General features: G+C 63.0%; 25 protein-coding genes. 11 read left to right on the forward strand and 14 right to left on the reverse strand.

The genetic code is table 11. The features are described 5' to 3' along the window. Position 1: 1 nt before the first annotated feature. The 4 genes from GJ699_RS08305 (at position 2) to GJ699_RS08320 (ending at position 6481) form a co-directional block, all read left to right on the forward strand. A complete protein-coding gene (locus tag GJ699_RS08305; RefSeq protein ID WP_154374949.1) occupies positions 2-2371 on the forward strand; it encodes a GH36-type glycosyl hydrolase domain-containing protein in 2370 nt (789 codons plus the stop codon). A gap of 35 nt (positions 2372-2406) precedes the next feature. Next, positions 2407-4653: a beta-glucosidase gene (locus GJ699_RS08310; RefSeq protein WP_154374951.1), complete on the forward strand. Its 2247-nt coding sequence runs from the start codon at positions 2407-2409 to the stop codon at positions 4651-4653. Between the two features lie 104 nt (positions 4654-4757). Beyond that, positions 4758-5096: an energy transducer TonB gene (locus GJ699_RS08315; RefSeq protein WP_229261996.1), complete on the forward strand. Its 339-nt coding sequence runs from the start codon at positions 4758-4760 to the stop codon at positions 5094-5096. After that, on the forward strand, positions 5093-6481 hold the full coding sequence (locus GJ699_RS08320) for a tetratricopeptide repeat protein (protein WP_154374952.1): 1389 nt from the start codon (positions 5093-5095) through the stop codon (positions 6479-6481). Before GJ699_RS08315 ends, GJ699_RS08320 begins: the two co-directional genes overlap by 4 nt. On the opposite strand, the gene GJ699_RS08325 is transcribed toward GJ699_RS08320, so the two are convergent. Further along, positions 6465-7127 (reverse strand): hypothetical protein, encoded by a 663-nt coding sequence (locus GJ699_RS08325; RefSeq protein ID WP_154374954.1) that lies wholly within the window; start codon positions 7125-7127, stop codon positions 6465-6467. The genes GJ699_RS08320 and GJ699_RS08325 overlap by 17 nt on opposite strands. Before the next feature lie 148 nt (positions 7128-7275). Here GJ699_RS08325 and GJ699_RS08330 point away from each other — a divergent pair, with 148 nt between their 5' ends. Continuing rightward, the gene (locus tag GJ699_RS08330; protein WP_154374956.1) at positions 7276-8487 is read left to right on the forward strand and encodes a DUF7379 domain-containing protein; all 1212 of its coding nucleotides are present in this window, start codon (positions 7276-7278) and stop codon (positions 8485-8487) included. An 8-nt stretch (positions 8488-8495) separates the two neighbouring features. Here the strand turns inward: GJ699_RS08330 and GJ699_RS08335 are convergent, their stop codons facing one another. Next, positions 8496-8786 (reverse strand): RnfH family protein, encoded by a 291-nt coding sequence (locus GJ699_RS08335; protein WP_154374958.1) that lies wholly within the window; start codon positions 8784-8786, stop codon positions 8496-8498. Beyond that, positions 8776-9210 carry a type II toxin-antitoxin system RatA family toxin gene (locus GJ699_RS08340; RefSeq protein ID WP_154374960.1) on the reverse strand — a complete coding sequence of 145 codons (435 nt, stop codon included), beginning with the start codon at positions 9208-9210 and terminating at the stop codon, positions 8776-8778. The genes GJ699_RS08335 and GJ699_RS08340 overlap by 11 nt, the downstream gene beginning before the upstream one ends. Positions 9211-9285: 75 nt before the next feature. Here GJ699_RS08340 and smpB point away from each other — a divergent pair, with 75 nt between their 5' ends. From smpB to GJ699_RS08355, 3 genes are all read left to right on the forward strand, one after another. Continuing rightward, positions 9286-9735, forward strand: coding sequence for an SsrA-binding protein SmpB (smpB, locus tag GJ699_RS08345; RefSeq protein WP_154374962.1), 450 nt, complete (start codon positions 9286-9288; stop codon positions 9733-9735). A 175-nt stretch (positions 9736-9910) separates the two neighbouring features. Further along, positions 9911-10603 (forward strand): hypothetical protein, encoded by a 693-nt coding sequence (locus GJ699_RS08350; protein WP_154374964.1) that lies wholly within the window; start codon positions 9911-9913, stop codon positions 10601-10603. After that, the gene (locus GJ699_RS08355) at positions 10603-11157 is read left to right on the forward strand and encodes a FlgO family outer membrane protein (RefSeq protein ID WP_154374966.1); all 555 of its coding nucleotides are present in this window, start codon (positions 10603-10605) and stop codon (positions 11155-11157) included. The genes GJ699_RS08350 and GJ699_RS08355 overlap by 1 nt, the downstream gene beginning before the upstream one ends. On the opposite strand, the gene GJ699_RS08360 is transcribed toward GJ699_RS08355, so the two are convergent. Further along, positions 11154-11990, reverse strand: coding sequence for an NAD-dependent protein deacetylase (locus tag GJ699_RS08360; protein WP_154374968.1), 837 nt, complete (start codon positions 11988-11990; stop codon positions 11154-11156). The two genes, GJ699_RS08355 and GJ699_RS08360, sit on opposite strands and share 4 nt — an antisense overlap. A 126-nt stretch (positions 11991-12116) precedes the next feature. On the opposite strand from GJ699_RS08360, the gene GJ699_RS08365 reads away from it, so the two are divergent. Further along, positions 12117-12725, forward strand: a complete 609-nt coding sequence (locus tag GJ699_RS08365) for a PEP-CTERM sorting domain-containing protein (RefSeq protein WP_154374970.1) — start codon at positions 12117-12119, stop codon at positions 12723-12725. A 179-nt stretch (positions 12726-12904) separates the two neighbouring features. Here the strand turns inward: GJ699_RS08365 and GJ699_RS08370 are convergent, their stop codons facing one another. The 4 genes from GJ699_RS08370 to ppsA form a co-directional block, all read right to left on the reverse strand. Further along, positions 12905-13243 (reverse strand): DUF4259 domain-containing protein, encoded by a 339-nt coding sequence (locus tag GJ699_RS08370; protein WP_229261997.1) that lies wholly within the window; start codon positions 13241-13243, stop codon positions 12905-12907. Between the two features lie 3 nt (positions 13244-13246). After that, positions 13247-14182, reverse strand: a complete 936-nt coding sequence (locus GJ699_RS08375; RefSeq protein ID WP_154374972.1) for an SPFH domain-containing protein — start codon at positions 14180-14182, stop codon at positions 13247-13249. Between the two features lie 21 nt (positions 14183-14203). Beyond that, on the reverse strand, positions 14204-14626 hold the full coding sequence (locus GJ699_RS08380; protein ID WP_154374974.1) for an NfeD family protein: 423 nt from the start codon (positions 14624-14626) through the stop codon (positions 14204-14206). Between the two features lie 144 nt (positions 14627-14770). Further along, on the reverse strand, positions 14771-17131 hold the full coding sequence (gene ppsA, locus GJ699_RS08385; protein WP_229262018.1) for a phosphoenolpyruvate synthase: 2361 nt from the start codon (positions 17129-17131) through the stop codon (positions 14771-14773). A 224-nt stretch (positions 17132-17355) separates the two neighbouring features. Between ppsA and ppsR the strand changes: the two genes are divergently transcribed. Further along, complete coding sequence (ppsR, locus tag GJ699_RS08390; RefSeq protein WP_154375138.1) at positions 17356-18204, forward strand: posphoenolpyruvate synthetase regulatory kinase/phosphorylase PpsR; 849 nt, start codon at positions 17356-17358, stop codon at positions 18202-18204. On the opposite strand, the gene GJ699_RS08395 is transcribed toward ppsR, so the two are convergent. Further along, the gene (locus GJ699_RS08395) at positions 18179-19507 is read right to left on the reverse strand and encodes a serine hydrolase domain-containing protein (RefSeq protein ID WP_195763497.1); all 1329 of its coding nucleotides are present in this window, start codon (positions 19505-19507) and stop codon (positions 18179-18181) included. The two genes, ppsR and GJ699_RS08395, sit on opposite strands and share 26 nt — an antisense overlap. A 152-nt stretch (positions 19508-19659) precedes the next feature. Between GJ699_RS08395 and GJ699_RS08400 the strand changes: the two genes are divergently transcribed. After that, positions 19660-20256 carry a TetR/AcrR family transcriptional regulator gene (locus tag GJ699_RS08400; protein WP_195763498.1) on the forward strand — a complete coding sequence of 199 codons (597 nt, stop codon included), beginning with the start codon at positions 19660-19662 and terminating at the stop codon, positions 20254-20256. Here the strand turns inward: GJ699_RS08400 and GJ699_RS08405 are convergent. The 5 genes from GJ699_RS08405 to lpxB all read right to left on the reverse strand — a co-directional run bounded on the left by GJ699_RS08405 (position 20253) and on the right by lpxB (position 26174). Then, the gene (locus GJ699_RS08405) at positions 20253-22367 is read right to left on the reverse strand and encodes a catalase (protein WP_154374982.1); all 2115 of its coding nucleotides are present in this window, start codon (positions 22365-22367) and stop codon (positions 20253-20255) included. The two genes, GJ699_RS08400 and GJ699_RS08405, sit on opposite strands and share 4 nt — an antisense overlap. A 65-nt stretch (positions 22368-22432) precedes the next feature. After that, complete coding sequence (locus GJ699_RS08410; RefSeq protein WP_154374984.1) at positions 22433-23632, reverse strand: EAL domain-containing response regulator; 1200 nt, start codon at positions 23630-23632, stop codon at positions 22433-22435. Positions 23633-23650: 18 nt separating this feature from the next. After that, positions 23651-24436: a TrmH family RNA methyltransferase gene (locus GJ699_RS08415; protein WP_154374986.1), complete on the reverse strand. Its 786-nt coding sequence runs from the start codon at positions 24434-24436 to the stop codon at positions 23651-23653. Next, complete coding sequence (rnhB, locus tag GJ699_RS08420; protein WP_371867495.1) at positions 24433-25074, reverse strand: ribonuclease HII; 642 nt, start codon at positions 25072-25074, stop codon at positions 24433-24435. The genes GJ699_RS08415 and rnhB overlap by 4 nt, the downstream gene beginning before the upstream one ends. Further along, positions 25071-26174, reverse strand: a complete 1104-nt coding sequence (gene lpxB, locus GJ699_RS08425; RefSeq protein WP_229262019.1) for a lipid-A-disaccharide synthase — start codon at positions 26172-26174, stop codon at positions 25071-25073. Before lpxB ends, rnhB begins: the two co-directional genes overlap by 4 nt. Position 26175 lies beyond the last annotated feature (1 nt).

Here is a 26175-nt window from a genome sequence, read left to right on the forward strand (position 1 = left end):
TATGCTGCGTCCCACCCACAACGGCGACCGCTACGAACTGACCAGCGCTACGGCGATGCCGCAGGCGGCGGGCTTCCTGTGGAATCAGAAGATGATGATACAGATTACCTGCCGTGGTTACGCCACCGCGCAGTTCATGCAGCCGGAGCCCGCCAAGTACGCGCACGCGCCCAATCTGGAGGCCAAGACCTTCATGCAGCCGGAGCAGAACTACTACGCGCATCATCCCGGCCGCTTCTTCTACATCAAGGATGAGGAGACCGGACAGCTGTTCTCGGCGCCATATGAACCGGTGCGCACGCCGGTGGACAGCTTTGCCTTCTCGGTCGGTAAAAGCGATCTCGCCTGGACCGTCGAACATCTCGGCATCCGCGTCGAACTGACGCTCAGCGTGCCGGTGGCGGACGTGGTGGAACTGTGGTCGCTGAAAGTCACCAACATCTCCGGCCGCGCGCGCAAGATCAGCGTCTACCCCTACTTCCCGATCGGTTACATGTCGTGGATGAACCAGTCCGGCGAATACCGCACGGACCTCGGCGGCGTGGTCGCCAGCAGTGTCACGCCATACCAGAAAGTGGCGGACTACTTCAAGCAGAAGGACTTCAAGGACAAGACCTACTTCCTGTGCGAGCAAGCACCGGATGCGTGGGAAGTGCGCCAGTCCGCATTTGAGGGCGAAGGCAGCCTGCACTACCCTGCCGCCATCGCCGCCGATACGTTGGGCGGCAGCGACGCGCGTTACGAGACGCCCACGGCCGCCGTGCAGTATCGGCTGTCGCTGCAGGATGACGAAGCGCGCGACTACCGCTTCCTGTTCGGCCCCGCCTTCGATGATGCCGAAATCCGCGCTGTGCGCGACAAATATCTGAGCGCGCAGGCGTTTGCCGCCACCCGCGCCGACTACGCTGCCTACGTCGCCGCCGGCGCCGGCTGCCTGCGCATCGAAACGCCGGATGCGGAGCTGGACAACTTCGTCAACCACTGGCTGCCGCGCCAGGTGTTCTACCACGGAGACGTCAATCGCCTCAGCACCGATCCACAAACCCGCAACTACCTGCAGGACAATATGGGCATGAGCTTCATCAAGCCCAGTGTGATGCGCCAGGCCTTCCTGCACGCGCTGTCGCAGCAGGAAGCCAGCGGCGCCATGCCGGACGGGATCCTGCTGGCCGAAGGCGCGGAGCTCAAATACATCAACCAGGTGCCGCACACCGATCACTGCGTGTGGCTGCCGGTGGCGCTCAAAGTCTATCTCAATGAAACCGGCGACTACGACATTCTCAACGAAGACGTGATCGGCACCGAAACCGGCATCGCCCTCACTGTCTCCGAGCGCGTGAGCAGCGCCATGGACTGGCTGCTGCAGGCGCGCGACAAGCGTGGCCTCAGCTACATCGCCCAGGGCGACTGGTGCGACCCGATGAATATGGTCGGCTACAAGGGCCGCGGCGTGTCCGGCTGGCTGACCGTGGCCACCGCCTACGCGCTGAATCTGTGGGCGGAAATCTGCGAGACCGCCGGCGCCAGCTCCTCGCTGTTCGAAAGCGCCAAGCACTTCCGCGCCGGCGCGCGCGCCGTCAACCGCGCCGCCAATGAACACCTGTGGGACGGCGACTGGTTCGCACGCGGCATCACCGACGACAACGTCACCTTCGGCATCCGCAAGGACGTCGAAGGCCGCATCTGGCTCAATCCACAGGCGTGGGCGATACTCGGCGGCGCCGCCAATGCCGGCCAGCGCGCCTCCATGCTGGCGCAGGTCGATGAACATCTGGTCACACCCTACGGCGTGCAGATGTTCGCGCCGCCGTACAGCGCCATGCGCGACGACGTCGGCCGCGTCACGCAAAAACATCCCGGCTCGGCGGAGAACGGCGCGGTCTACAACCACGCCGCCGTGTTCTACATCTACGCCCTGTACAGCGCCAACGAAGGTGACCGCGCCTACGACCTGCTGCGCCGCATGCTGCCCGGCCCGAGCGAAGCCGATTATCTGCAGCGCGGCCAACTGCCGGTGTTCATCCCCAACTACTATCGCGGCGCCTGGCGCGAATATCCGCGCACCGCCGGCCGCTCCAGCCAGTTGTTCAACACCGGCACCGTGTCGTGGGTCTACCAGTGCTTTGTCGAGGGACTGTGCGGCCTGAAAGGCAGCGCCGACGGCCTGACCTTCAAGCCGCAACTGCCCAAGCATTGGGATGGCATCAAGGTGGTGCGCCAGTTCCGCCATGCGACCTTCAACGTGTCTATACAACGCGCCGACGTCGACCAGATTCAAGTCTGGCACGCGGGACAACGTTTGACTGAAAACGTTTTCACCGGTATCGTTGCGGGCGGAGCATACACACTGGAAGTTTTAATTCCACGTTGAAGATCAACGCATAACTATAAGGACACCGTAATCGTATGAAGAAGCGTCTCTGGCTTTCCCTGGCACTGGCCTATCCACTCATGTTGACCGGCGCCGCGCACGCCGCAGACGCCTCCCAACCTTGGCTGGACGCCGCACAGTCGCCCGACGCGCGCGCCGACGCACTGGTGAAAGCGATGACGCTGGACGAAAAAATCCAGACCGTGTTCGCCTACTTCTCCACCGAATTCACGCCCAAGAAATTTGAGCAGCCGAAGGAAGGCCGTCCCGATTCGGCCGGCTACGTGCCGGGCATCGCGCGTCTCGGCCTGCCGCCGCAATGGCAGTCCGACGCCGGCGTCGGCGTCGCCACCCAGGCCGTGTCGAAGAAGCCGTATGAGCGTACCTCGCTGCCGGCCGGTATCGCCACCGCCGCCACCTGGAATCCGAAAGTCGCCTTTGCCGGCGGCGCCATGATCGGCAGCGAAGCGCGCAGCACCGGCTTCAATGTGCAACTGGCCGGCGGCGTTAATCTGATGCGCGAGCCGCGCAATGGCCGCAACTTCGAATACGGCGGCGAAGATCCGCTGCTGGCCGGCGTGATCGTGGGTGAGCAGATTCGCGGCATTCAATCGAATCACATCATCTCCACCGTCAAGCACTACGCGTTCAACGACCAGGAGACCAACCGCAATCACATCAATGTGAAGATCGACGACAAGGCCGGCCGCATGTCGGACCTGCTGGCGATGCAGTTCGCCATCGAGCGCGGCCAGCCTGGCTCGGTGATGTGCGCCTACAACCGCATCAACGGCGACTACGCCTGCGAAAACGACTATTTGCTGAACCAGGTGCTGAAGCAGGACTGGAAGTATCAGGGCTATGTGATGTCCGACTGGGGTGCGACCCACTCCACCATTCCGGCCGCGCTGCGCGGGCTGGATCAGCAGTCCGGCTTCCCGTTCGATAAATCGGATTACTTCAACGGCGCGCTGAAGGAAGCGGTGGTCAACCGCCACGTGCCGCAAGCGCGTCTGGACGACATGGTCAAGCGCATCACCCGCACCATGTTCGCCAACGGCTTGGTCGAGCATCCAGTGTCCGCGCCCAAGTCGGCCGATGCCGGTATTGACTTCGCCGCGCACGGCAAGATCAGCCAGGCCGACGCCGAAGAAGCCATCGTGCTGCTGAAGAACCACAACGACCTGCTGCCGCTGGCGGCCAGTGTGCGCAGCGTCGCCATCATCGGCGGCCATGCCGACAAGGGCGTGCTGTCGGGCGGCGGCTCGGCGCAGGTGTACCCGATCGGCGGTTCGGCGGTGCCGAACGAAGGCCCGGCTTACTTCCCTGGCCCGATCGTCTACCACCGCTCGTCGCCGATGGGCGAACTGGCCAAGCTGACCAAGGCTAAACTGAGCTACAACGACGGCAAGGATGTCGCCGCCGCCGCCAAACTGGCCGCCGGCGCCGACGTGGTGATCGTGTTCGCCACCCAGTGGATGGCCGAGAGCTTCGACGCCGACGACCTGAATCTGCCAAACCAGCAGGATGCACTGATTGAAGCGGTGGCCAAGGCCAATCCGAAAACCGTGGTGGTGCTGCAGACCGGTAATCCGGTGGTGATGCCATGGCTGGATAAAGTCGGCGCGGTGCTGGAAGCCTGGTATCCGGGCACCAGCGGCGGCGCGGCGATCGCGCGCGTGCTGAATGGCGAAGTGAATCCATCCGGCCACCTGCCGGCCACCTTCCCTGCCTCGCTGGCGCAACTGCCACGTCCAGTGCTGGATGGCGACGCCAAGACCAAGGATGAAAACATCATCGAGAAGGTCGCCACCGACTACAACATCGAAGGTGCGGCGGTCGGCTACAAGTGGTTTGATCTGAAAGGCCACAAGCCGTTGTTCCCGTTCGGTTACGGCCTGTCCTACACTAGCTTCGCGCTGGGTGAGCTGAGCGCCAAGCCGGCCGGTAGCGGCATTGAGGTCACGTTCAGCATCAAGAACACCGGCAAGCGCGATGGCAAGGCGGTCGGCCAGGTGTACGTATCGTCGCTGGCCGGCGGCTGGGAAGCGCCGAAACGCCTGGGCGGCTGGGACAAGCTGGATCTGAAGGCCGGCGCCAGCGGCCAGGCTACGCTGAAGATCGATCCGCGTCTGCTGGGCGTGTATGACAGCGCCAGCAAAACGTGGAAGATCGCCGCCGGCGAATATCTGGTGACGCTGGCCGATTCGGCCGGCGCCAAGCCAGCGGCCAGCGTCAAGGTCAAGCTGGAAGCGAAGACGGTTGACGTCAACGGCCGATAAGTGATTGCCGCATGCGCAGCGCGGTTGGTAAAATATAAATTTACCAACTACCGCTGCGCATGAAACCATCATTCCGAAACGGCTGCCTGGCCGTTGCGCTTTGTTTGCAGTCTCTCGTCGTCTTTGCGCAGGACGACATTCCCTACACGCCCAAATTCGCCCGTCCGCAGCAAAAGGCTGAAGCGCTGCTGGACAATTGCAACAAGCCGGAATGGCCGCGCGCCTCGCTGCGCAATGGCCACACCGGCAAAGTCACGCTGCGCTTCACCATCGCGCCGGATGGCCGTCTGCTGAAGCAGGAAGTCCTGCAAAGCACCGGCGACCCGGCGCTGGACGAAGCGGCGATGAAAGGGTTGAGCGCCTGCCGCTTCATCCCCGGCAGCATCAACGGCAAGCCGGTACAGTCGCAGGCGATGATGCAATACGTGTGGACGCTCGAATGATCAAACATACCCTGAGCATGGCCATGCTGATGGCCGCCTCCTCTTTCGCCCATGCGCTGTCGCCAACGCAGCCAGCTTGCGGCGCAACCGTCAGCAGAAGCTGGGAGCAACTGGAACAAGATCTGGCGCTGGCGCGCACCAAAGACCCGCTGGCCGCCGCCGAAGTGCTGCATGTGCAGTCCGTGCGCAAGGCGGCCACGCGCGAAGCAACCTACGCAGCCGAACTGGCCGGCCAGGCCAACGATCTGTGGCGCGCCGCGCCCGCGACTGCGGAACTGGCGGCGACGCTGCAGCAGCACGCGCAACAAATGGGCATGTCCACTTGCGCGCTGACCGTGCCACTGCTGCGCACCGCGCTGGCGATTTCAGAAAAAGCTGTCGGTGCCGACGACGCGCGCACCATCGGCGTGCTGGCCGATCTGGTGCGCGCCGACATCGGCCGGCGCGACGACACCGCGCTGGCGCAGGATGGCGCGCGGCTGATGGCGGCATGGGCCGCGCATGGCGATCCGGCCGATGCGCAGGCCGCGCCGGTCTATCGCAAGATGATCGAGTACTACTATCGTCAGCAGCAGTACGCGCAGGCGGAGCCGCTGGCGCTGCGCAATTTGAAAAACGGCGAACAGGCGCACGGCAAGGAGGCGGCGGCGCTGGTCGAGCGGCTGGACGATCTGGCCGTGATCTACTACGGCCAGCTGCGTTACAGCGAGGGCGCGGCACTGTCGCAGCGTGCCAAGGCAATCGCCGTCAAAGCCGCGCCGGATTCGCTGCGCGCCATGGGCGGCCGCCAGAAAGACGTGGAAGCCGAAATGCGCAAGCTGTTCAGCAACGGCGACGTGCGCGGCGCCATCACGCGCGGCGAGCAGGAACTGAAGTCGCTGGAACAGACCAGCAACAACTATGCGGCCGCGCTGCAAAAAGCGCTGCGCGAGCGCGAAGCGGCAACCAGCGCCAGCCAGATGGAGCAATTGAGCGCCGTCGCCGACCGTGCGCGCAGCACGGCGGAAGCGTCGGAGAAGCAGCTGGCCGCGATGCGCGTGCGCGTCGCCGAGCTGTATCACCATCAGCGCCGCTACGATCTGGCCGAGCCGCTGTACCAGCAGGCGCTGCTCAACTACACCCAGGCCCAGGCCGACGCGCTGGAGCTCGCGCCCGTCAAGAGCGATCTGGCGATGCTGTACCGCGCCCGCGCCGACAACGAACGCGCCGCCTCGCTACAGGCGCAAGCGCTGGAGGTGCTGCTGCCCGCCTACGGCCCCGATCATCCGGACGTGATCGACAGCGCGCGCGAGCTGGTGCTGCTATACCAGCGTCTGGGCAATCCGGAGGCGATGGCCGGCGTCACGGCAAGGGTGCCAACCGCCGCCGCTACTCGCGCCAATTGACGTTGTAGGCACGCAGCGACTGATCGTTCCACGCCATGACCGTGGCGTTCACCTGCGTGCCGGACGGGCTTTTCATCACGTGCAGCGAGTTGATGCGGTAGTGATACTGTGGACCGAACTGACTGGCGGCCAGCGCCTCGGCATGACGGGCATCCGCTCCGCCCAGCATCAGCGTGGAGAACAACGCACCCGCCAGCACGCCAGCCACGCCCAGTGCTTGCGGGATCCATATCCTGCGCTGCTTGCGGCCTTCCGCAGCCCGCGCCTGCAGCACCACCGGTTGGCCCAACTGCAATGCCACGCATAAAGTGATCGCGGTCTCGATCAGCAGCAAAGTCATCGTACACAGATAGGCCGCCGCATCGGACCTCAGCTCGGCCAGCGTCAGCCCGGAGGGCTGGGCCAGCATCAGGTACAGCGTCAGCAAGGGTGCCATCCAGGTCAGCCATGCAAACCAGCGCACAAACTCGGCACCGCCCAGACGGCCCCACATCAGCAGCGCGCCAAACACCAGTGCGGTGAGGCCAATGTTGAATGACGTCCCTTGATGCTGCAAAAAATTCCAAACGGCAATAGCCACCTGCAGCGTCGCCAGCAACAGCATCAGCAGGCCGGCGCGTTTGAGTATCGGCTGGTAATCGTTCACGATCTCTCCTTGCACAGAGTACGCCACCAGCATAGTGCAAGCGCGCTGCCGGCGACATCCCCTGTTTCTTTTCGATACATGGCGGCAGCGTCAATTCGGTTTGCAACGGTGCAAAGGGAGGACTATCAAGCGGCGTACACTGGGCGCTATGGCGCTCACTCTGGACAAACAGGCTGAATTGCAGCGCGCACTGCGGGATGCGCTGGGCGATGGCGCGCTGCTGGCGGCCCCGCCCGGTCTGCAGCCGTTGGCCGGCACGCCGCCGTTGCCGACCGCCCACATCGTCGACAACCAGTTGCACATCGTGCGCCACAAGGACAGCGGCTGCGTGCAGCTCGTGTTTCCGGGTGTGGCCCCACCGAAAACGCTGGCGCCGCAAGGGTGGGACTGGATCGTGCAGGCGACGCTGGACGCCAGGGAGCGGCTGACGCAAACCATGATCGAACGCATCGAGGCGCACAGCAAGCCGGAGCGGCTGCTGGCGCTGCGTCACGGCTACGGCCAGGCCGCAACGCCGGACGAACTGGCGGCCACGCGCGGGCGCAAGGTGCTGCTGCTGGTGCACGGCGTGTTCAGTTCAAGCGAAGGCGCGTTTGGCGCGCTGGATCTGCAACCGCTGCTGGACCGCTATCAGGGCCGCGTATTCGGCTATGACCATTGGACCATCGCCAAAACGCCGCAGCAAAACGCGCTGGACCTGCTGATGTTGCTGCCCACCGACGCCAACTGGGAGCTGGACATACTGTGTCACAGCCGTGGCGGGCTGCTGGTGCGTGCGCTGCTGGCCGATGGCGATGACGCGCTGTTCGGCCGCATCGCCCGTCTGCGGGGGCGGCGCGTGGCGCGGGTCGGCAAGGTGATGTTTGTGGCGGCGGCCAACCAGGGTTCGCCGCTGGCCTCGGCCGATGAGATACAACAGTTCCTCAACGTCGCCGCCATGCTGGCCTCGTTCAACAAGGGCATGGGATTGGATCTGGTGATCGGGCTGGCGCGAATGGTGGTATCGCTGGGCTTCGGCCGTCCCAGCGTGCGTGCGCTGGCCAGCGGATCAGCGCTGATCCGCCGCCTCGACCGCAGCGCCTCGCTGCTGGCCAGCGCCGACAACTACTACGCCCGCGCCAATTTCGACTATGGTGACTCGGCGCTGCAACGCACCGGCGCCCTGCTCAGCCACGCCATGATGGCCGGCGCCAACGACCTGATTATCCCTTACGACAACGTGCTGCTGCCGCAAGCCACACCGGACGCCGACCACATGCTTAACTTCGGCAGTGTCGAGCGAAAACAAAACCAGGTCTGGCATACCGAATTTTTCCAGCATTCCGCCACCAGCTCATTCCTGCTCAAGCATCTGGGCTGAGATTTATCTCAACTGGACGCCGGGGACTTGCGGCGGCGGCGGGCGTTCTTGGGGTCGGCGATCAGGGGGCGGTAGAGTTCGATGCGGTCGTGCGGACGCAGCACCGTGTCGCGCTCTTTCTTCTTGGCGTAGATGCCGACCTGCAGCGCGGCCAGATCCAGCCCCGGCACCTCCTGGGCGATGCCGCTCAGCGCCAGCGCCTGCTCGATGGTGGTGCCGGCCGGCACCTGCAAGGCGCGCAGGAACTGCACCGCGTCGCTGGCGTAGCACACCTCAATGGTAAAAGTCTCAGCCGCCATACACCGTTTCCGCCCGCTTGCAGAACGAATCCACCATGCTGTTGGCGATCATGCCGAATACCGGCCCCACCAGCTTGGCCAGCAGCGCGCTGGAAAACTCGTAATGCAAGTCCAGATCGATCTTGCACGCATCCTCGCGCAGCGCCTTGAAGGTCCACACCCCGTCCAGGCACTTGAAAGGACCGTCCACCAGCTTCATCTTGATCGTCACGCCCGGCGTGTTTTCATTGGACGTGGTAAAACTCTGTTTCACGCCATGGTAGTTGATGCCGACGCTGGCCACCACCGTCTCGCCATTGCGCTCCTTGATTTCGACACCACCGCACCAAGGCAGAAATTTGGGATAGTCCTCGATGGCGGCCACCAGATCGAACATTTGCTGCGCGCTATAACCGAGTAAAACTGATTTGTGTACTACTGCCATTGTCTAACCATTTGCTATGATGTTGAATTATTCGCGTCCGAGGGCGCGCAGCAGTAGTTTAACCGATACCCACTCATGACCATAGCCGATAACAAAAAAGCCTTTTTTGACTACTTCATCGAGGACCGCTTTGAAGCGGGCATCGTGCTGGAAGGCTGGGAAGTCAAGGCGATCCGCGACTCCCGCGTGCAAATCAAGGAAGCCTACGTCACCGTCAAGGGCGACGAGCTGTTCCTGTTTGGCGCCCACATCAGCGCCCTGCCGACCGCCTCCACCCACATCACGCCCGACATGGTGCGCACCCGCAAGCTGCTGCTGCACCGTAACGAGATCGACAAACTGATCGGCAAGGTCACGCGCTCCGGCTATACGCTGGTGCCGCTCAACCTGCACTACAAGGGCGGCCGCGTCAAATGTGAAATCGGCCTCGCCAAAGGCAAGAAAATGCATGACAAACGTGCCACAGAGAAAGATCGCGACAACAAGCGCGAAGTCGCCAACGCCATGAAGACCCACAAGCGCTAAGCGCACAGCGCGACTGTTGCGCACTCTGTACAAACCCGGTCCCGCACCGGGTTTTTTATTGCCCGGCGAATTTCTAAATAGAAACATCCATGCTAAACTGGCAGAAGAATGATTTCACATTCGCGGTTGCCATGGCGACCGTGATCCGCACAGAAATTTTGACGACGAGGCAATTATGGCGCTGAAAACTGCACTGGCTGTGGCAACCGGCATTCTGCTGGCGGGCTGCGCGTCACGCTACACGCCGACCCCGCTGCCGGCCAACTTCGCCACCACCAAGCAAGCCAAGCTGCAAGCGGCTTACCACTGGGGCGTGATTTCCGACAGCATCGAAAAACGCGTGGTGACCGAGCTCAAGAAGAGCCCACCGCGTCCGGTCTATATCGCTGACGTCAAGGACCCGACCCCGTTCCAGCGCGCGCTGGCGGCTCAGCTGACCACCTCGCTGGTGAACGATGGCTATGTGGTGTCGCGCTCGCCGGCCGGTTCGCTGAAAGTGGAGATGGACGTGCAAGCCGTGACCTTCACCGCCGACCGTCCGCAATACCGCTACCACGGCGACAAGACCATCCTGGCCGGCGGCGTCTGGCTGCTGAGCGAGGTTGACGCCGGCGCCCTGTTCAACGTGGGCGCGGCGGCGGGCGGCATCGATGCCTACCAATGGTTCAACTCGCAATTCGCGCCGGGCGATACGCCCAAGACCGAGATCATCGTCACCGTCTCGGTGTCCGATCAGTACCGCTATCTGGCGCGCAGCACCTCGGCCTACTACGTGGCCGACACCGACCGCCAGCTGTACGGCATCATCGATCCCAAGCCGGTAGAACCTCAACTGACCCGTACCTTCCAGGTACGCGGAGACATGTAATGCTGATTAAAACCCTGGCCCGCGCCGCCGTGCTGGCAGCCCCGCTGCTGCTGATGGCGTGCTCGTCCTCGCCCAAGAACGAAGAAGGCAACTACGCCACCATTTCCTCCAACCAGTTCATCAACGCCAACTACAAGGCCGCCGACGCCCTGCTGGCGCAGCTGAACGGCAAGCTGCGCACCGACAAGCCGCTGATCATGGCCACCGTGGTCAACATCGACGCGCTGGAGCAGACCACCACGCTGGGCCGGCTGGTGTCCGAACAGCTGTCGACCCGCCTCGCACAGGGCGGCCTGAGCATGCTGGAGATGAAGCTGCGCAATTCGGTCTACCTGAAACGCAATCAGGGCGAGCTGATGCTGACGCGCGAGATCGGCGAAGTGGCCAACACCCACAACGCGCAAGCGATCGTGGTGGGCTCGTACGCCGAAACCAGCGACATGGTGTTCATCAACATCAAGGTGATCCAGCCGAACACCAACTTCGTGCTGGCCGCGCACGACTACGTGCTGGCCAAGGAAGCCATCGTCAAGTCCATGCTGCAGCGGAATTAAAGCAGCAACGGCAGTACATCCACCGCCGACGCCTCGACTTTCAAGCCGATCAGATCATCCGCCCGGGTTTTGCCCAGGTTGATGGCCGCGATCGGCTTGTTGGCTTGCGCCGCCAGCTTGGCGAAGCGGTAGCCCGAGAACACCATCAGCGATGAGCCGACCACCAGCACGGCGTCGGCCTGCTCCGCCCATTGCAGCGCCTCGGCGGTGCGTTGCGGCGGAATGTTATCGCCAAAGAAAATGACATCCGGCTGCAGCGTGCCGCCGCAGGCTGAACAGTACGGCAGCTGGAAGTGCTGAAACTCGTCCAGCTCCACCTCCGCATCGCCATCAGGACGGGCTTCCGGCACCACCTCGCCGGCCGGACCGGTTGGCACCAGCTCGGGATTCATCTCAGCCAGCCAGTGCTGGATCTGCGCGCGCGGATGCACGGTGCGGCAATCCAGACACACCACGCCATGAATATTGCCGTGCAGCTCAATCAGCTTGCCGCTGCCGGCGCGGGTATGCAGACCATCGACGTTCTGCGTGATGATGCAATCGATGCGGCCGGCCTTTTCCAGCTCCGCCAGCGCGTAATGCGCGACGTTGGGTGCGGCCCCGGCCAGAGTCGGATAGCCGGCCATGCTGCGCGCCCAGTAACGGCGCCGCACCGCCTCCGACTTGCGGAAATCCGGCCCCTGGATCGGATTGCGGCCGCGCCGCACGCCATCCTTGTCACGGTAATCGGGAATGCCGGACGCCGTGCTGAGGCCGGCGCCGGTCAACACCAGCACGCGCTGATGCTGGTGTAGAAAAGTCTGCAGATGATCGATTTGCTGGTTCAGGTTCATATCCCGAATGGTACAACACATCAGAAAGTGACAAATGTCTCTGGTTGAGAACATGCCCGGCAAGATAAGATTTGCATGTCTTCAGAGAAATACAAATTACCAACAATCAATATACCGGGATAAGCCATGAAAGCCATCAAACTGCTCCAGACCATCGCCATTGCAACCCTGCTGGCCAGCGGCGCCGCGCAAGCCGCCACCACCGTCGAACTGCTGAACAACGGCAGCTTCGAAGCCAACACCCAGGCCGCCAATAGCTGGCACATCTACAACAGCCTGACCGGCTGGAGCGCCGGCACCTATGGCGTCGAACTGCGCAACAACGTCGCCGGCACGGCGGCGGACGGCGTCAACTTCGTCGAACTGGACACCACCGCCAACAGCTCGATCACCCAGTCGGTCAACACCGTACTCGGCAAGACCTACACCCTGACCTTCGAATACGAAAACCGCTCGGGTGTATCAATCTCATCGCAGGGTCTGCAAGTGCTGTGGGGCGGCACCGTGGTAGGCAGCGTCAACAACGCAGCCAACTGGACCACCGTCACCTACACCCTGATCGGCAACGGCAGCACCGAAGCGCTGACCTTCAAAGCAATCGGCACCAGCGACAGCTACGGCACCTCGCTGGACAAAGTATCCCTGACCACCGCCGTGCCAGAGCCAGAAACCTACGCCATGCTGCTGGCCGGCCTGGGCCTGATGGGCTTCATCGCCCGCCGCCGCCGCAAGTAAAGAAGAGCCCGTGTCCCCACTTCGGGGTCAGTTCCAAAAATCGGACATTGAATCGCGCGCGATTCAATGTCCGATTTTTGGAACTGACCCCGAAGTGGACATTGTTAGGCGGAAAGGCGGGTGCGCAGGTCTTCGACGGCGGCGCGCCAGTCGTTGTAGTGCTCGCTCTCTTCCCATAGTTAGCGCAGTTCGCTGTCGGCGGCGAGGATGCGCTCCAGCGCGCGGCTGGCTTTTTCTTCCAGGTCGGCGCGATGCTTGGAGCGCGGCTTGCGCGCTTCTACCCATTGGTCCACGGCGGCGCTGTCGTCGGTTTGCGGGCCGCCTTTGCCTTGCAGCCGCGCCAGTACTTCGATCGCTACCAGCGCTTCGGCCGCGAACGGCGCTTCCAGTTCGCCCGGGGTGTCGAGCGCGGTGTTGAGGGTGTCTTCCACCGCGTCCAGGTTGGTGGTTTCGTGCAGATCTTGCGCCCAGTCCTGAGCGTAGTCGTTGCCGAAGGCGTCTACGGCCCAGGTTCCCATGTGCTACTCCTTGATGATTTTGCTTTGCTGTTTGACGACTTGCATGGCGGTCGCGATCAGACCACTCATGTCGCCCAGATTGGCCGGTATGATAATCGAATTATTGGTCTTGGCAAGCTGGCCGAAGGCGTTCACGTACTGTTCCGCCACTTTCAGATTCATCGCTTCGTCGCCGCCCGGCTCGCGGATGGCGGCACCGACCTGACGCAGCGCTGACGCATTCGCTTCGGCCAGCGCGACGATGGCGCCGGCCTGGCCCTGCGCACGGTTGATGGCGGCCTGTTTGTCGCCCTCCGAACGCGCGATCTGCGCTTCGCGCTCGCCGTTGGCGATGTTGATCTGTTCTTGCTTGCGGCCTTCCGAGGCGGCAATCAGTGCGCGCTTTTCACGCTCGGCGGTGATCTGTGCCTGCATCGCGTGCAGGATTTCCTTTGGTGGCGTCAGGTCTTTGATTTCGTAGCGCAGCACTTTCACGCCCCAGTTGGCGGCCGATTCGTCGATCGCGTTGACGATGGTGGTGTTGATGTGTTCACGCTCTTCAAACGTTTTGTCCAGCTCCATGCGGCCAATCACCGAGCGCAGCGTGGTCTGCGCCAGTTGGGTGATCGCGGCGATGTAGTTGGATGAGCCGTACGAGGCGCGCATCGCATCCGTCACCTGAAAGTACAGGATGCCGTCCACCTGCAGCTGCGTGTTGTCGCGCGTGATGCAAACCTGCGGCGGCACGTCCAGCGGAATCTCCTTCAGCAAATGCTTGTAGGCGATGCGATCCACAAACGGGATCACGATGTTGAGCCCCGGCCCCAGCGTGGCGTGATACTTGCCCAGCCGTTCCACCACCCACGCGTGCTGCTGCGGCACCACGTTGATGGTTTTAAAAACGAATACCAATGCCAGAATAAACAGAATGAAGGTGACGTTGCCTATGCTGATGTCCATGTAATTCTCCGTTGATTGATCTTAAGCCGCCACGATCAGGCGGCTACCGCGTATCTCGCGTATGGTGTAGGGCCCCGGCACGGCGGGCGCACCCGGTTCCAGTTCCACATCCCACAGCGCGCCGCGATACATCACGCGCGCCGCCCCATCCTGCCATGCCGGCACATGCACGGTCTGGCCGATGTCAAGGTTGACGTTGGGATCGCGCTCGGCCTGCACGCGCTGCTGCAGTTGGCCATAACGGCTGCGCCGCAGCGCGATCGTGGCGGCCACGCCGACCACGGCTGCCACCAGCAGTTGTACCGCCTCGCCGAATCCCAGCAGCGCGGCCACGGCGCCGGCCGTCAGCCCGATCGCGATCATCAACAAGTAGAAGGTGCCGCTGAACAGTTCCAGTATGACTGTCACGCCGGCGGCCGCCAGCCAGTAACTCCAATCAGCCATGATGCTCTCCTTTCGAAATGAAAAAACCCTCGCGTCCCGGTATGGGCTGCGAGGGTTTTTTTACTGCTGAACAGATGGTATTGATAGAGTGTTTTGCTACTAAATTCGATAACTCCAGTCTATACCATTTTCAGCGTGCGTCAATTACTTCTGGAGCGACGCCAGTTTCTGCCAGGTGTCGATCACCGAGTCAGGATTCAGCGACATCGATTCGATGCCCTGCTCCATCAGCCACGCCGCGAAGTCAGGGTGATCTGATGGGCCCTGACCGCAGATGCCGATGTACTTGCCTTGGGCGCGGCAAGCCTGGATGGCTTGCGACAACAGGGCTTTGACCGCATCGTCGCGCTCGTCGAAATCGGCCGCCAGCAGCGCCATGCCGGAATCGCGGTCCAGGCCCAGCGTCAGCTGGGTCAGGTCGTTGGAACCGATCGAGAAGCCGTCGAAGTGCTCCAGGAAGCGCTCGGCCAGAATCGCGTTGGATGGCACTTCGCACATCATGATCAGGCGCAGGCCGTTCTCGCCGCGCACCAGACCGTTCTTGCCCAGCAGGTTCACAACCTTCTCGGCCTGGCCCAGGGTACGCACGAACGGCACCATGATCTCGACGTTGGTCAGGCCCATGTCGTTACGCACGCGTTTCATCGCTGCGCATTCCATTTCGAATGCGCCGGCGAAGTCGTCGGCCAGGTAACGTGCGGCGCCGCGGAAGCCCAGCATCGGGTTTTCTTCATCCGGCTCGTAGCGCGAACCGCCGATCAGTTTTTTGTACTCGTTGGACTTGAAGTCCGACAGACGCACGATTACTGGTTTTGGCCAGAACGCGGCGGCGATGGTGGCGATACCTTCGGCCAGCTTGTCGACGTAGAAGGCTTTCGGCGAAGCGTGACCACGCGCCACCGACTCCACGGCCTTTTTCAGATCCGCGTCGATGTTCGGGTATTCCAGAATCGCTTTCGGGTGCACACCAATGTTGTTATTGATGATGAACTCCAGGCGCGCCAGACCCACGCCGCCGTTAGGCACGGCCTGGAAGTCGAACGCCAGCTGCGGGTTACCCACGTTCAGCATGATCTTGGTCGGCAGCTTAGGCAGCTCGCCGCGCGAGACTTCCGATACTTCGGTTTCCAGCAGGCCGTCGTAGATCTTGCCTTCATCGCCTTCAGCGCAGGACACGGTCACGAAGGTGCCGTCTTTCAGCACCTCGGTCGCATCGCCGCAACCCACCACCGCAGGCACGCCCAGTTCACGCGCGATGATCGCGGCGTGGCAGGTACGGCCACCACGGTTGGTGACGATGGCGGAAGCACGCTTCATCACCGGTTCCCAGTTAGGGTCGGTCATGTCGGCCACCAGCACGTCGCCAGGCTGCACACGCTCCATGTCGGCCGGATCGTGAATCACGCGTACCGGACCGGCGCCGATCTTCTGGCCGATCGCGCGGCCCGAGGCCAGCACGGTGCCGGACGATTTCAGCTTGAAGCGCTGCTGCACGTCGGTCGCCTTCTGCTGCGACTTCACGGTTTCAGGACGCGCCTGCAGGATGTACAGCTTGCCGTCGCGGCCATCTTTGCCCCACTCGATGTCCATTGGACGCTGGTAGTGGTTCTCGATGATGACGGCGTATTTGGCCAGTTCCACCACTTCGTCGTCGGTCAGCGAGTAACGGTTGCGCAGTTCGACCGGAACGTCAACCGTCTTCACCGAGCGGCCAGCCTTGGCTTCGGCGGTGAATTCCATCTTGATCAGTTTCGAACCGATGTTACGACGGATCACAGGCGATTTGCCTTTTTCCAGCATTGGTTTGTGGACGTAGAACTCGTCCGGATTCACCGCGCCCTGCACCACCGTCTCGCCCAGGCCGTAGCTGGAGGTGATGAATACCACATCCTTGAAACCGGATTCGGTATCGATGGTGAACATCACGCCAGCGGCGCCCAGGTCCGAGCGCACCATGCGCTGCACGCCAGCCGACAGCGCGACTTCGGCGTGGGTGAAGCCTTTGTGCACGCGGTACGAGATCGCGCGGTCGTTGTACAGCGAGGCGAACACGTGTTTCATCGCGTCCAGCACGTTGTCGATGCCGACCACGTTCAGGAAGGTCTCCTGCTGACCGGCGAACGAAGCGTCCGGCAAGTCTTCGGCGGTCGCCGACGAGCGCACCGCGAACGACATTTCGGTCGACGAGTCGGCCACCAGCTTGGCGTAGTACTCGTGGATCTCTTGTTCCAGGCGCGGCTGGAACGGGGTGTCGACGATCCACTGACGGATCTCGGCGCCGGCCTGCGCCAGCGAACGGACGTCGTCGATGTTCAGATCGGCCAGGCGATCGGCGATGCGATCGGCCAGCGACTTGCCGCCGTCAACGCTATGCGACAGGAAGTCGCGGAACGCCTGGGCCGTGGTCGCGAAGCCGCCTGGCACGCGCACGCCGGCGCCTGCCAGTTGGCTGATCATCTCGCCGAGCGAGGCGTTCTTGCCGCCGACGGATTCAACATCCGTCATCCGCAAGTTTTCAAACGAGGCAACGTAAACCGCTTCGTTGTTTTGCTCCTTCAATGCTACGTTGGACATAAAAACACCTTTTTGATGATAGAAATCTTTCCGGCGGGCGCACAACCATGTTCTTGATTATTCTGGTGGTCGTGACGCACAATGCATCCTGTTGGCGCACATTCTACAGCCTGCGACGCGAATTGACGATTCACAATACCGATAAGCCACTCTACATGACACAAGAACAACGATCTACCCTGCCTGCCTCTGCCCGAACCGTGTTTTTCGTCTCGGATGGCACCGGTATCACTGCTGAAACCTTTGGTCACTCGGTGCTGACCCAGTTCGAGCTGCGCTTCCGCCAGGTGCGGCTGCCTTTCATCGATACGCTGGACAAGGCGTATGACGCGGTCCGCAAGATCAACGAGGCGTTTGCGACTGATGGTCAGCGTCCGATCATTTTTTCCACCCTGGTGCATACCGAGCTGTCTGATGTCATACGGCAATGCAAGGGCATGTATATGGACATGTTCCAGACTTTTGTTGCTCCGCTAGAACAAGAGTTGGGCGTGAAGTCGACCCACACCATCGGCCGTTCGCACAACATCGTCGACAGCGAGGAATACAAGAACCGCATCGAGGCCATCAACTTCTCGCTGGCGCACGATGACGGCCAGTCGCACAAGAATCTGGCCTCGGCGGATGTGATTTTGGTTGGCGTATCGCGCTCCGGCAAGACGCCGACCAGCCTGTATCTGGCGATGCAGTACGGGATCAAGGCCGCCAACTACCCGCTGATTCCGGACGATTTCGAGCGCGGCAAGCTGCCGTCGTCGCTGTACGAGTTCAAGAACAAGATTTTCGGCCTGACCATCACGCCCGAGCGCCTGAGCGAGATCCGCAACGAACGCCGCGCAGGCAGCAAATACGCGTCGCTAGCAAACTGCCGCTACGAGGTCAACGAAGCGGAAGCGATGATGAAGCGCGAAGGCATCCGCTGGCTGTCCTCGACCACCAAGTCGATCGAAGAGATCTCCACCACCATCCTGCAAGAAATCAAGCCCGACCGGCGCGAATACTAAGGATGGCCGCTGCGGCGCCGGCCAGTGCCAGCACCGCGTTCGCGACCAGTAGCCAGCCGGCGTCCGGCGCGAACAGCAGGATGCCGGACAGACTGATTTGCTGCCGCGCCGGCACCACCAGCAGCAGCCCGCCAGCCAGCGCCACGCCGGCGATCCCCGCCGCCGCGAAGGCGACGCGCCCCAGCCAGCGGCGGAAGTGCAGCATCACCAAGGCGACCATCACTTGTATCGCCAACAGTGCGCACAGCATCGCCACCGCCGGCGCCAGCGCGCGCGAGGCCGGACGCGGGGATGGCTGCTGGCCGCTCATGAACTTCGCAATCTGCGGGCCAAGGTCGGTGACCAGACCACCGGTCATGATGTCCGAGCCGTTCAGCAGCAAGGCATAGCCCCACCCCTGTTCCACATTGATGCCCATGGCACTGGTGTAGCCCGGTGTGCCGCCTTCGTGCGTCAGCACGGCCGGGAGCTCGCTGTCGGTGGCCCAGCCCATGGCGTAACCGTAGCGCTGACCGGTGTTGGCGCCCTTGCGATGCAATTCGTCCAGGCCCGCCACCCCAAGCACCGCGCTGCGGCCCAGGTGCGCGCGCAGATAGCCGCCCATGTCTCGCGCCGACGAATAGACATAGCCCGCAGGAGCCAGCACCGGCGGAAACGGCAAGCCATCGGCGGCCACCGGACGGCCGAACCAGTAACGATGGCCGGTCGCCACCTCCGCGCCGGGCGGAAAACGCTCGCTGGCGACGCTGTGCCCCATACCCAGCGGCGTGAAGACGTGACGTTGCAGGTAGTCGGCATAGCGCTCGCCGGAGACGGCTTCCAGCACGCAGCCCAGCACCACGAAGTTGATGTTCGAATAGGCCCAGCGCTGGCCTGGCGGCGACGCCAGCTTGACGTCGGCCAGCTGGCGCACGAGCCGTTCCAGCACGCCGTCGCCGTCATCGGTGGCGGCAAAGTCCTGTTCCCCCTCGCTGTGCGGCAGACCGCTGGTCTGGTTCAGCAAATGGCGCAGAGTGATCTGCGCCGACGCTGAGGCATCGGCCACGCGGAACCACGGCAGATAGCGCTGCAGCGGCGCATCGAGCTGTAATTTTCCCGCCTCCACCTGCTGCATGATGGCCAGCGCGGTGAGCGACTTGGCGTTGGAGCCGATCTGGAACATGGTATCCGGCCCTGGCCGCGCACCGGACGGACCGCTGACGCCAAAGCCTTGCAGATGAACGATGCCGGTTCTGTCCACCACCACCAGCGCGCCGCCGGGCATGTGCGCGCGTTCAAGTTCGGACTGGACGTATTTGTCCAAGGCGTCAAAATCGGTCGCGAATGCGAGCGGAGAAAACACCATGCAGGCGGCTAGCCACAACGAGCGAAGAGACATCATATGCACCTATTTAAACACTGTTTAAATGATTCTACAGGTATAATCTAAACAGTGTCAAATTAATGGAGCGTTGCATGGCGCGCGAAACATATCATCATGGCGAGCTGCGTCTGGCGCTGATCGACAGTGCGCGCGCGCTGCTGACGGAGCAAGGTATCGAAGCCTTCAGCCTGCGCGAAGCGGCGCGGCGCGCAGGCGTGTCGCCGGCCGCTCCCGCCTATCACTTCGGCGACGCTTCGGGTTTGCTGACGGCCGTGGCAATGCAGGGCTTTGCGGAGCTAACGCAGACCTTGGTCGCGCGCGCCGCCGGCACGCGCACGCCAGCCGACAAGCTGCAGGTGCTCGGCCGCGCTTACATCCAGTTCGCGTTCGATCATCCGGCGCTGTTTCACCTGATGTTCCGCAAAGATAAGCTGCGCATCACCGACGATCTGAAGACGCTGGCCATCGCGGCGTTCGAGCCGTTACAGCAGGCGGTGTGCGCAGCGGCTGGCGTCAATGACATCAGCCCTGAACTGCTGGCGTCCATGCTGGCCGCGTGGTCGATGGTGCATGGCTTCGCCCATCTGGCGCTGGATGGGCAGTTTGAGCGCTTTAGCGGCACTCAAAGCATGGAGGCATTTTGCGACCGCTACATTCCACTGGCGATCGCCCAGTTGAAGATCAGCTAAACGCGCGGCGGGTCGGTTTCGCGGGCATAGACGCGGTGCTGGGCCAGTACCGCTTTGAAGCGCGCCAACGCTTCCACCGCATCGGCTGATTCGACCTCGATCACGCCTGGATCGGCAATGCCGCCGCGCGGCAGCTTGCGCGGGATTTTGGCGGCGCGCAGCAACTCGCCGCCGCTGCCCAGGGCCAGCAGCGGCTTGGCGTGGCGGTACTGCAGCTTGACGAATTCCTGCGCCACTACGTTGCCGTGCCATTCGGTTTGCGCAGTGGCGCTGTCCGGCACGATCACACCGTCCCACAGCACCGACGGTCCGGCCTCGAAGCTGATTTCGACGTCTAATGGTGCGCCGGAACCGGCGGCCAGCGGACCGATACGATCGCCCACCAGGCGCGGCACAGCACCATCATCCAGCAGCGAGGCATACATTGCGCGCACCTGCGTGCCATCCACGCCAGGCGCCACCAGCAGCGCCACACGGCGGGTATGAATGCCAACGGCGCCGGGCCGCGCGAACAGCGACAGCGCGGCCGATGGCGGATACTCGTATGGCGGCCGGTCGGTGGCGGGAGGCAGCGGTGCCGGCAGCGACATGCCCAGCCCTTCTGCCACGGCAGTAGCCAGCGCCCGATCCACGTTCAGCAACAGGGCCAGCACGCGCTCGCGGATGGCCGGCGTCTGCACGCGCGTCAGTTCAAAGCGGAAGGCGTTGACGATGTGGCGTTGTTCGGTGTTGCTCTGACTGATCCAGAACAAGCGTGCCTGCGCGTAGTGGTCTGCAAACAGTTCCGGCTTGCCGCGCACCTCCCTACCCTGCGACTGTTCCGGCACGCTGACAAAACCACGCGCGCCGGCCTGGAACGGGCAGCCGCCGGCCAGCGAGTTAGGCTCATAACTGACGCGGCCACGGTTGATCTGCTGCCGATGCAAACCGTCGCGCTGGTTGTTGTGGATCTGCGCCAGCGAGGTGTTGATGGGGATTTCGTGGAAGTTGGCACCGCCCAGCCGCGTGATCTGCGTGTCGATATATGAATGCAGCCGCCCTTGCAGCAGCGGGTCGTTGGTGAAGTCGATGCCCGGCACCACATGCGCGGCGCAGAACGCGACTTGCTCTGTCTCGGTGAAGAAGTTATCCGGATTGCGATCCAGGACCATCTTGCCGACCGCGCGCACCGCCACCATCTCTTCCGGTACGATCTTGGTCGGATCGAGGATATCGAACGGGAACTGCGCCGCCTGTTCTTCGCTGAAGATCTGCAGGCCCAGTTCATATTCGGGGAATTGGCCGCTGTCGATGGCTTCCCACAGGTCGCGCCGGTGATAATCCGGATCGGCGCCGGCCAGACGCGCCGCCTCGTCCCACACCAGCGAATGCGTGCCGGCCAGCGGCATCCAGTGGAATTTGCAGAACACTGATTCGCCCTTGGCATTCACCAGCCGGAAGGTGTGTACGCCAAAGCCCTGCATCATGCGGTAGCTGCGCGGGATGGCGCGGTCGGACATGTGCCACAGCAGCATGTGCGCTGTTTCGGGGCTGAGCGAGGCGAAGTCCCAGAAGGTATCGTGCGCGCTGGCCGCTTGCGGCATGCCGTTATGCGGCTCCGGTTTGACCGCGTGGATCAGGTCCGGGAATTTCATCGCATCCTGAATGAAGAACACCGGGATGTTGTTCCCCACCAGATCCCAGTTACCCTCGTCGGTATAGAACTTGGTGGCGAAGCCGCGCACATCGCGCACGGTGTCGGCCGAGCCACGTTCGCCGGCCACCGTGGAGAAGCGTACGAACACCGGCGTGCGTTTGCCCTTTGCGCCGAATGGCGCGGCGCGCGTGATGGCGCGCAGATCTTCATAGCTTTCGAAATAGCCGTGTGCCGCCGAGCCACGCGCATGCACCACCCGCTCGGGAATGCGCTCGTGGTCGAAATGAGTGATCTTCTCGCGCAGGATGAAGTCTTCCATCAACGTCGGACCGCGCAGGCCGGCCTTCAGGGAATTCTGGTTATCGGCCACCGGCACACCCTGATTGGTGGTCAGTTCACGGCCGCTGTCATCCACGCGCGCGCGGTCCAGTGGGCGGTTGATGGCATTGTCGCCCATGGATTTACGTTTAGCCATGTCACACCTCCATTGGGTTGGAGGGCTAGTCTGCGACGGTTACGGCGGCAGGTGTTTGATCGGTCTCAGAAGAAGTGCTGCCAGTCGGCCAGCCAGGTCGGGAACTCTTCCACCGGCATCGGCTTGGCGATGTAATAGCCCTGGGCGTAGGTGCAGCCCAGCCCTTGCAGGAAGTCCCAATCCTGCTTGGTCTCGACGCCGACCGCCACCGAACGCCGGTCCAGGCTGCGCGCCAGGCCGAGGCAGGAACGCAGCACGGTGCTGATCGCCGGCCGGCGCGAGGCGCCGTCGACGAAGCTGCGATCGATCTTCAGTTCGGAGAACGGGATGCGCGCCAGCAGCTGCAGGTTGCTGCGGCCGGTGCCGTAATCGTCGATGGCCAGGCCAAAGCCCTTCATGCGCAGCCGCAGCAGCCGTTCCAGGAAATGCGGATCAGTGGTCAGCACCGCCGATTCGGTCATCTCGAAGGTGATGTAGTCGGCCATGATTTGATAGCGCGCCAGGCAGCTGGTGATCTGCTCCATGAACTGCGGATGCGCCAGCGTGCCCTGATCGACGTTGATCGAGAACGAAATCGGTATGCCCTCGTCGTGCAGCTTGCGGCAAGCCGCCACCGATTTTTCGATCATGGTCCAGTCGAGGAAATCGACCCGCTGCGCCGCCTCCAGCGCCGGCATGAAGGACGCCGGTCCCAGCACGCCATACAGCGGATGACGCCAGCGCGCGAACATCTCCAGTCCCTTGACCTGCCCCGTCTCCAGCTCAATCTTGGGCTGGAAGAAGGGATCGAATTCACGCGCCTGCAAGCCCTGCCCCACCTGGGCGAATGACATGGACGGCGCCTGTTCTTGCGCCGCGTGCCCGTCGTCCGGTAGCAGATAGTTGTTGATCAGCGCGACCAGGCGGCTGCCGATCACCGGCTTGCCGATCGCGCCCAGCACCCGCACACCGTAGGCCGCGGCCATGGTCTCCACCGAGAACAGCACCGCGTTCGACTGCGCGCCGACCACGATTACGCCAGCCCGGCAACGCGTCTCGCCCAGACGGCGTATCAGCTCCAGTGCATCCATGCCAGGCAGCGCCAGATCGATGATGGCGATGTCCACCGCCGGCATGATGCCGGCGTTGAAGTAGCGCAGCGCGGTGTGGCCATCCGGCGCCTGCGTGATCCGTCCGACGCCGACGTGGACCAGGATATCGGCCAGCGCATGCCGCTGTACCTGATCTCCTTCGGCTACCAGAAAGTGCAACTGCGCGATGTCCATGTACGGCTCCGTAGTGATTTACGTCTGATTCTGCCTTACTTGTTCGAAAAAGCATACTGCCGCACAGGCGGCAACGTTCAGCGACTCTACCTGGCCCAGATGCGGAATCACGACTTTATGAGTGGCGGCGGACAGCAGATCGTCCGCCACGCCCTGGCCTTCGTGGCCGAAAATCCACGCCACCGGTTGACGCAGGTCGATGTCGTACAGGCGTTGCGCCGCATAGCCGCTGGTAGCCAGCGTTGGCACGCGGGCATTGCGCATCAAGTCCGCCAGATCGACGTTTTCAAAGATATCCAGCACGAAGTGCGCGCCCATGGCCGCGCGCAGCACTTTGGGCGACCAGCAGAACGCCGTACCGGCACTGCAATATACCTGCTTGATGCCGGCCGCCGCCGCGCTGCGCAAAATAGAGCCGACGTTGCCGGGGTCCTGCACGCCATCCAGCAGCACCGCCGACACGCTCAGCGGAGCGTCGACCACGCGCTCCGGGGTCGCGATCAGGAACATCACGCCAACGCCATGCTCGACCTGGCTGATGCCGTTGTACAGCGCATCCGGCAGCGCCAGCACGTGCGCGCGCTGCGCTTCCAGCTGGCCGATGATGTCCATCACTTCCGGATTCTGCAGCGCGCTTTCGCCGACCACACACTGCTCCGGCAGGCCGCGCAATTGCAGGTAGGACTGGCACAGATGCACGCCGTCCAGCAGCGTGCGGCCGGCCTTGCGGCGCGCCTGCTGGCTGCCGGCCAGCTTGACCAGTTCCTTGTATTGCGCGTTGTCGCGCGAGCTTATCGTCTTCATGCCAGTCCTCCTGCGCGCAGCGAGAACACTTCGATCACCTCACGCACCGGCGCGAACGAGCGGCGGTGCACCGGCGAGGCGCCATGCTCCCGCAGGCGCGCCAGGTGCAGCGCGGTGCCGTAGCCCTTGTGCTGGTCGAAGCAGTATTGCGGATATTGGCCGTGCAGCGTCACCAGCGCGGCGTCGCGCGCGGTCTTGGCCAGAATGGAGGCGGCGGAGATGGCCTCGACCTTGTCGTCGCCGCCGATGATGGCGATGCTCTGGATTTTCATCACAGGGCAGCGGTTACCGTCGATCAGGGCCAGCGTCGGCACAGTGCTCAGCGCTTCGACCGCGCGCCGCATCGCCAGCATCGACGCCTGCAGAATATTCAACTTGTCGATTTCCTCTTCCGACGCTTCCGCGATGGCCCAGGCCAGCGCCTGCGCCTTGATCAGCGGCGCCAGCATGTCGCGCTTGGCCTCGTTCAGTTTTTTCGAGTCGCGCAATCCTTCGATCGGACGGGTCGGATCGAGGATGACGGCGGCCGCGAACACCGGTCCGGCCAAGGGACCGCGTCCCGCTTCGTCGACGCCGCAGATGATTTCATCGGGCGACTCCGGCAAGTCATCGAACAGGCCCAGGTTTTGATTCTTCACTTCGTTCTCTCTATAACTTTCAGCACGGCGGCCGCGCTTTCCGCCGCGCTGTTGCGCAGCAGGCTGTGATGCATATCGGTGAAGCGCTGCACCAGACGCTCGCGGTGCGGCGCATCGCTCAGCTGCTTCCACATCGCGTCCGCCAGCGCCTGTGGATTGGCGTCGTGCTGCAACAGCTCCGGCACCAGGAATTCGCGCGCCAGAATATTCGGCAGACCAATCCACGGCTGATAGCCGAAGTGGCGCAGGATCTGCCATTCCAGTTCCATCATGCGGTAGGCGATCACCATCGGCTTCTTGAACAGCGCCACCTCCAGCGAGGCGGTGCCGGAGGCCACCATCACCGCGTCGGCGGCGGCGATCGCGGTATGCGACTGGCCGTCCAGCAGCTGGATCTCGATATCCTGCAGGCCGGCCTGCGCCACCAACTGCAGGAAGTACTGCTTCTGGCGCTCACCGGCCATCGGCGCGACGAAGCGCAGCGTGCGATCGCGCTGCAGCAGCAGTTTGGCCGCCTGCATGAAGGCCACCGTGTTGTACTTGATCTCCGACATGCGGCTGCCCGGCATGATGGTGACCACGCTGGCGTCTTCCGCCAGCCCAAGCTGGCGCCGCGCCGCCACCACGTCCGGCGTCAGCGGAATCAGCTCGGCCAGCGGATGGCCGACATAGCTGACCGGAACGCCGGCCTTGCGGTAAATCTCTTCCTCGAACGGGAACACCACCAGCATGTGCGACACCGCGCGCTGGATTTTCTTGATGCGCCCACCGCGCCAGGCCCAGATCTGCGGCCCGATGTAATGCACGGTCGGGATGCCGGCCGCTTTCAGCTGCTCTTCCAGCCCGAGGTTAAAGCCCGGATAGTCGGCCCCGATGAAGGCGGCCGGACGCTCGGCCAGCAACTGGTCGCGCAGCTGGTTCTGAATCCCTTTCAGCTCGCGATACCGCAGCAGCACCGGCAGCAGGCCGCGTACCGTCAGCTGGTCCATCGGCCAGTGCGACTCCAGGCCCTGCTCGATCATCTTCGGGCCGCCGATGCCGTGGAAGCGCGCTTGCGGCAGATGCGGACGCAGGCCCGAAAGCAAACGAGCCGCCAGCATA

The sequence above is a fragment of the Duganella guangzhouensis genome, from assembly GCF_009674535.1.
GTDB classification, from domain to species: domain Bacteria; phylum Pseudomonadota; class Gammaproteobacteria; order Burkholderiales; family Burkholderiaceae_D; genus Rugamonas; species Rugamonas guangzhouensis.

Excerpts from the sequence above, each read along its gene's own strand:
- GJ699_RS08305 (WP_154374949.1), top strand. The coding sequence starts at position 2 with ATGCTGCGTCCCACCCACAACGGCGACCGCTACGAACTGACCAGCGCT.
- GJ699_RS08310 (WP_154374951.1), top strand. The coding sequence starts at position 2,407 with ATGAAGAAGCGTCTCTGGCTTTCCCTGGCACTGGCCTATCCACTCATG.
- GJ699_RS08320 (WP_154374952.1), top strand. The coding sequence starts at position 5,093 with ATGATCAAACATACCCTGAGCATGGCCATGCTGATGGCCGCCTCCTCT.
- GJ699_RS08330 (WP_154374956.1), top strand. The coding sequence starts at position 7,276 with ATGGCGCTCACTCTGGACAAACAGGCTGAATTGCAGCGCGCACTGCGG.
- GJ699_RS08335 (WP_154374958.1), bottom strand. The coding sequence starts at position 8,786 with ATGGCGGCTGAGACTTTTACCATTGAGGTGTGCTACGCCAGCGACGCG.
- GJ699_RS08340 (WP_154374960.1), bottom strand. The coding sequence starts at position 9,210 with ATGGCAGTAGTACACAAATCAGTTTTACTCGGTTATAGCGCGCAGCAA.
- smpB (WP_154374962.1), top strand. The coding sequence starts at position 9,286 with ATGACCATAGCCGATAACAAAAAAGCCTTTTTTGACTACTTCATCGAG.
- GJ699_RS08350 (WP_154374964.1), top strand. The coding sequence starts at position 9,911 with ATGGCGCTGAAAACTGCACTGGCTGTGGCAACCGGCATTCTGCTGGCG.
- GJ699_RS08355 (WP_154374966.1), top strand. The coding sequence starts at position 10,603 with ATGCTGATTAAAACCCTGGCCCGCGCCGCCGTGCTGGCAGCCCCGCTG.
- GJ699_RS08360 (WP_154374968.1), bottom strand. The coding sequence starts at position 11,990 with ATGAACCTGAACCAGCAAATCGATCATCTGCAGACTTTTCTACACCAG.
- GJ699_RS08365 (WP_154374970.1), top strand. The coding sequence starts at position 12,117 with ATGAAAGCCATCAAACTGCTCCAGACCATCGCCATTGCAACCCTGCTG.
- GJ699_RS08370 (WP_229261997.1), bottom strand. The coding sequence starts at position 13,243 with ATGGGAACCTGGGCCGTAGACGCCTTCGGCAACGACTACGCTCAGGAC.
- GJ699_RS08375 (WP_154374972.1), bottom strand. The coding sequence starts at position 14,182 with ATGGACATCAGCATAGGCAACGTCACCTTCATTCTGTTTATTCTGGCA.
- GJ699_RS08380 (WP_154374974.1), bottom strand. The coding sequence starts at position 14,626 with ATGGCTGATTGGAGTTACTGGCTGGCGGCCGCCGGCGTGACAGTCATA.
- ppsA (WP_229262018.1), bottom strand. The coding sequence starts at position 17,131 with ATGACGGATGTTGAATCCGTCGGCGGCAAGAACGCCTCGCTCGGCGAG.
- ppsR (WP_154375138.1), top strand. The coding sequence starts at position 17,356 with ATGACACAAGAACAACGATCTACCCTGCCTGCCTCTGCCCGAACCGTG.
- GJ699_RS08400 (WP_195763498.1), top strand. The coding sequence starts at position 19,660 with ATGGCGCGCGAAACATATCATCATGGCGAGCTGCGTCTGGCGCTGATC.
- GJ699_RS08405 (WP_154374982.1), bottom strand. The coding sequence starts at position 22,367 with ATGGCTAAACGTAAATCCATGGGCGACAATGCCATCAACCGCCCACTG.
- GJ699_RS08410 (WP_154374984.1), bottom strand. The coding sequence starts at position 23,632 with ATGGACATCGCGCAGTTGCACTTTCTGGTAGCCGAAGGAGATCAGGTA.
- GJ699_RS08415 (WP_154374986.1), bottom strand. The coding sequence starts at position 24,436 with ATGAAGACGATAAGCTCGCGCGACAACGCGCAATACAAGGAACTGGTC.
- lpxB (WP_229262019.1), bottom strand. The coding sequence starts at position 26,174 with ATGCTGGCGGCTCGTTTGCTTTCGGGCCTGCGTCCGCATCTGCCGCAA.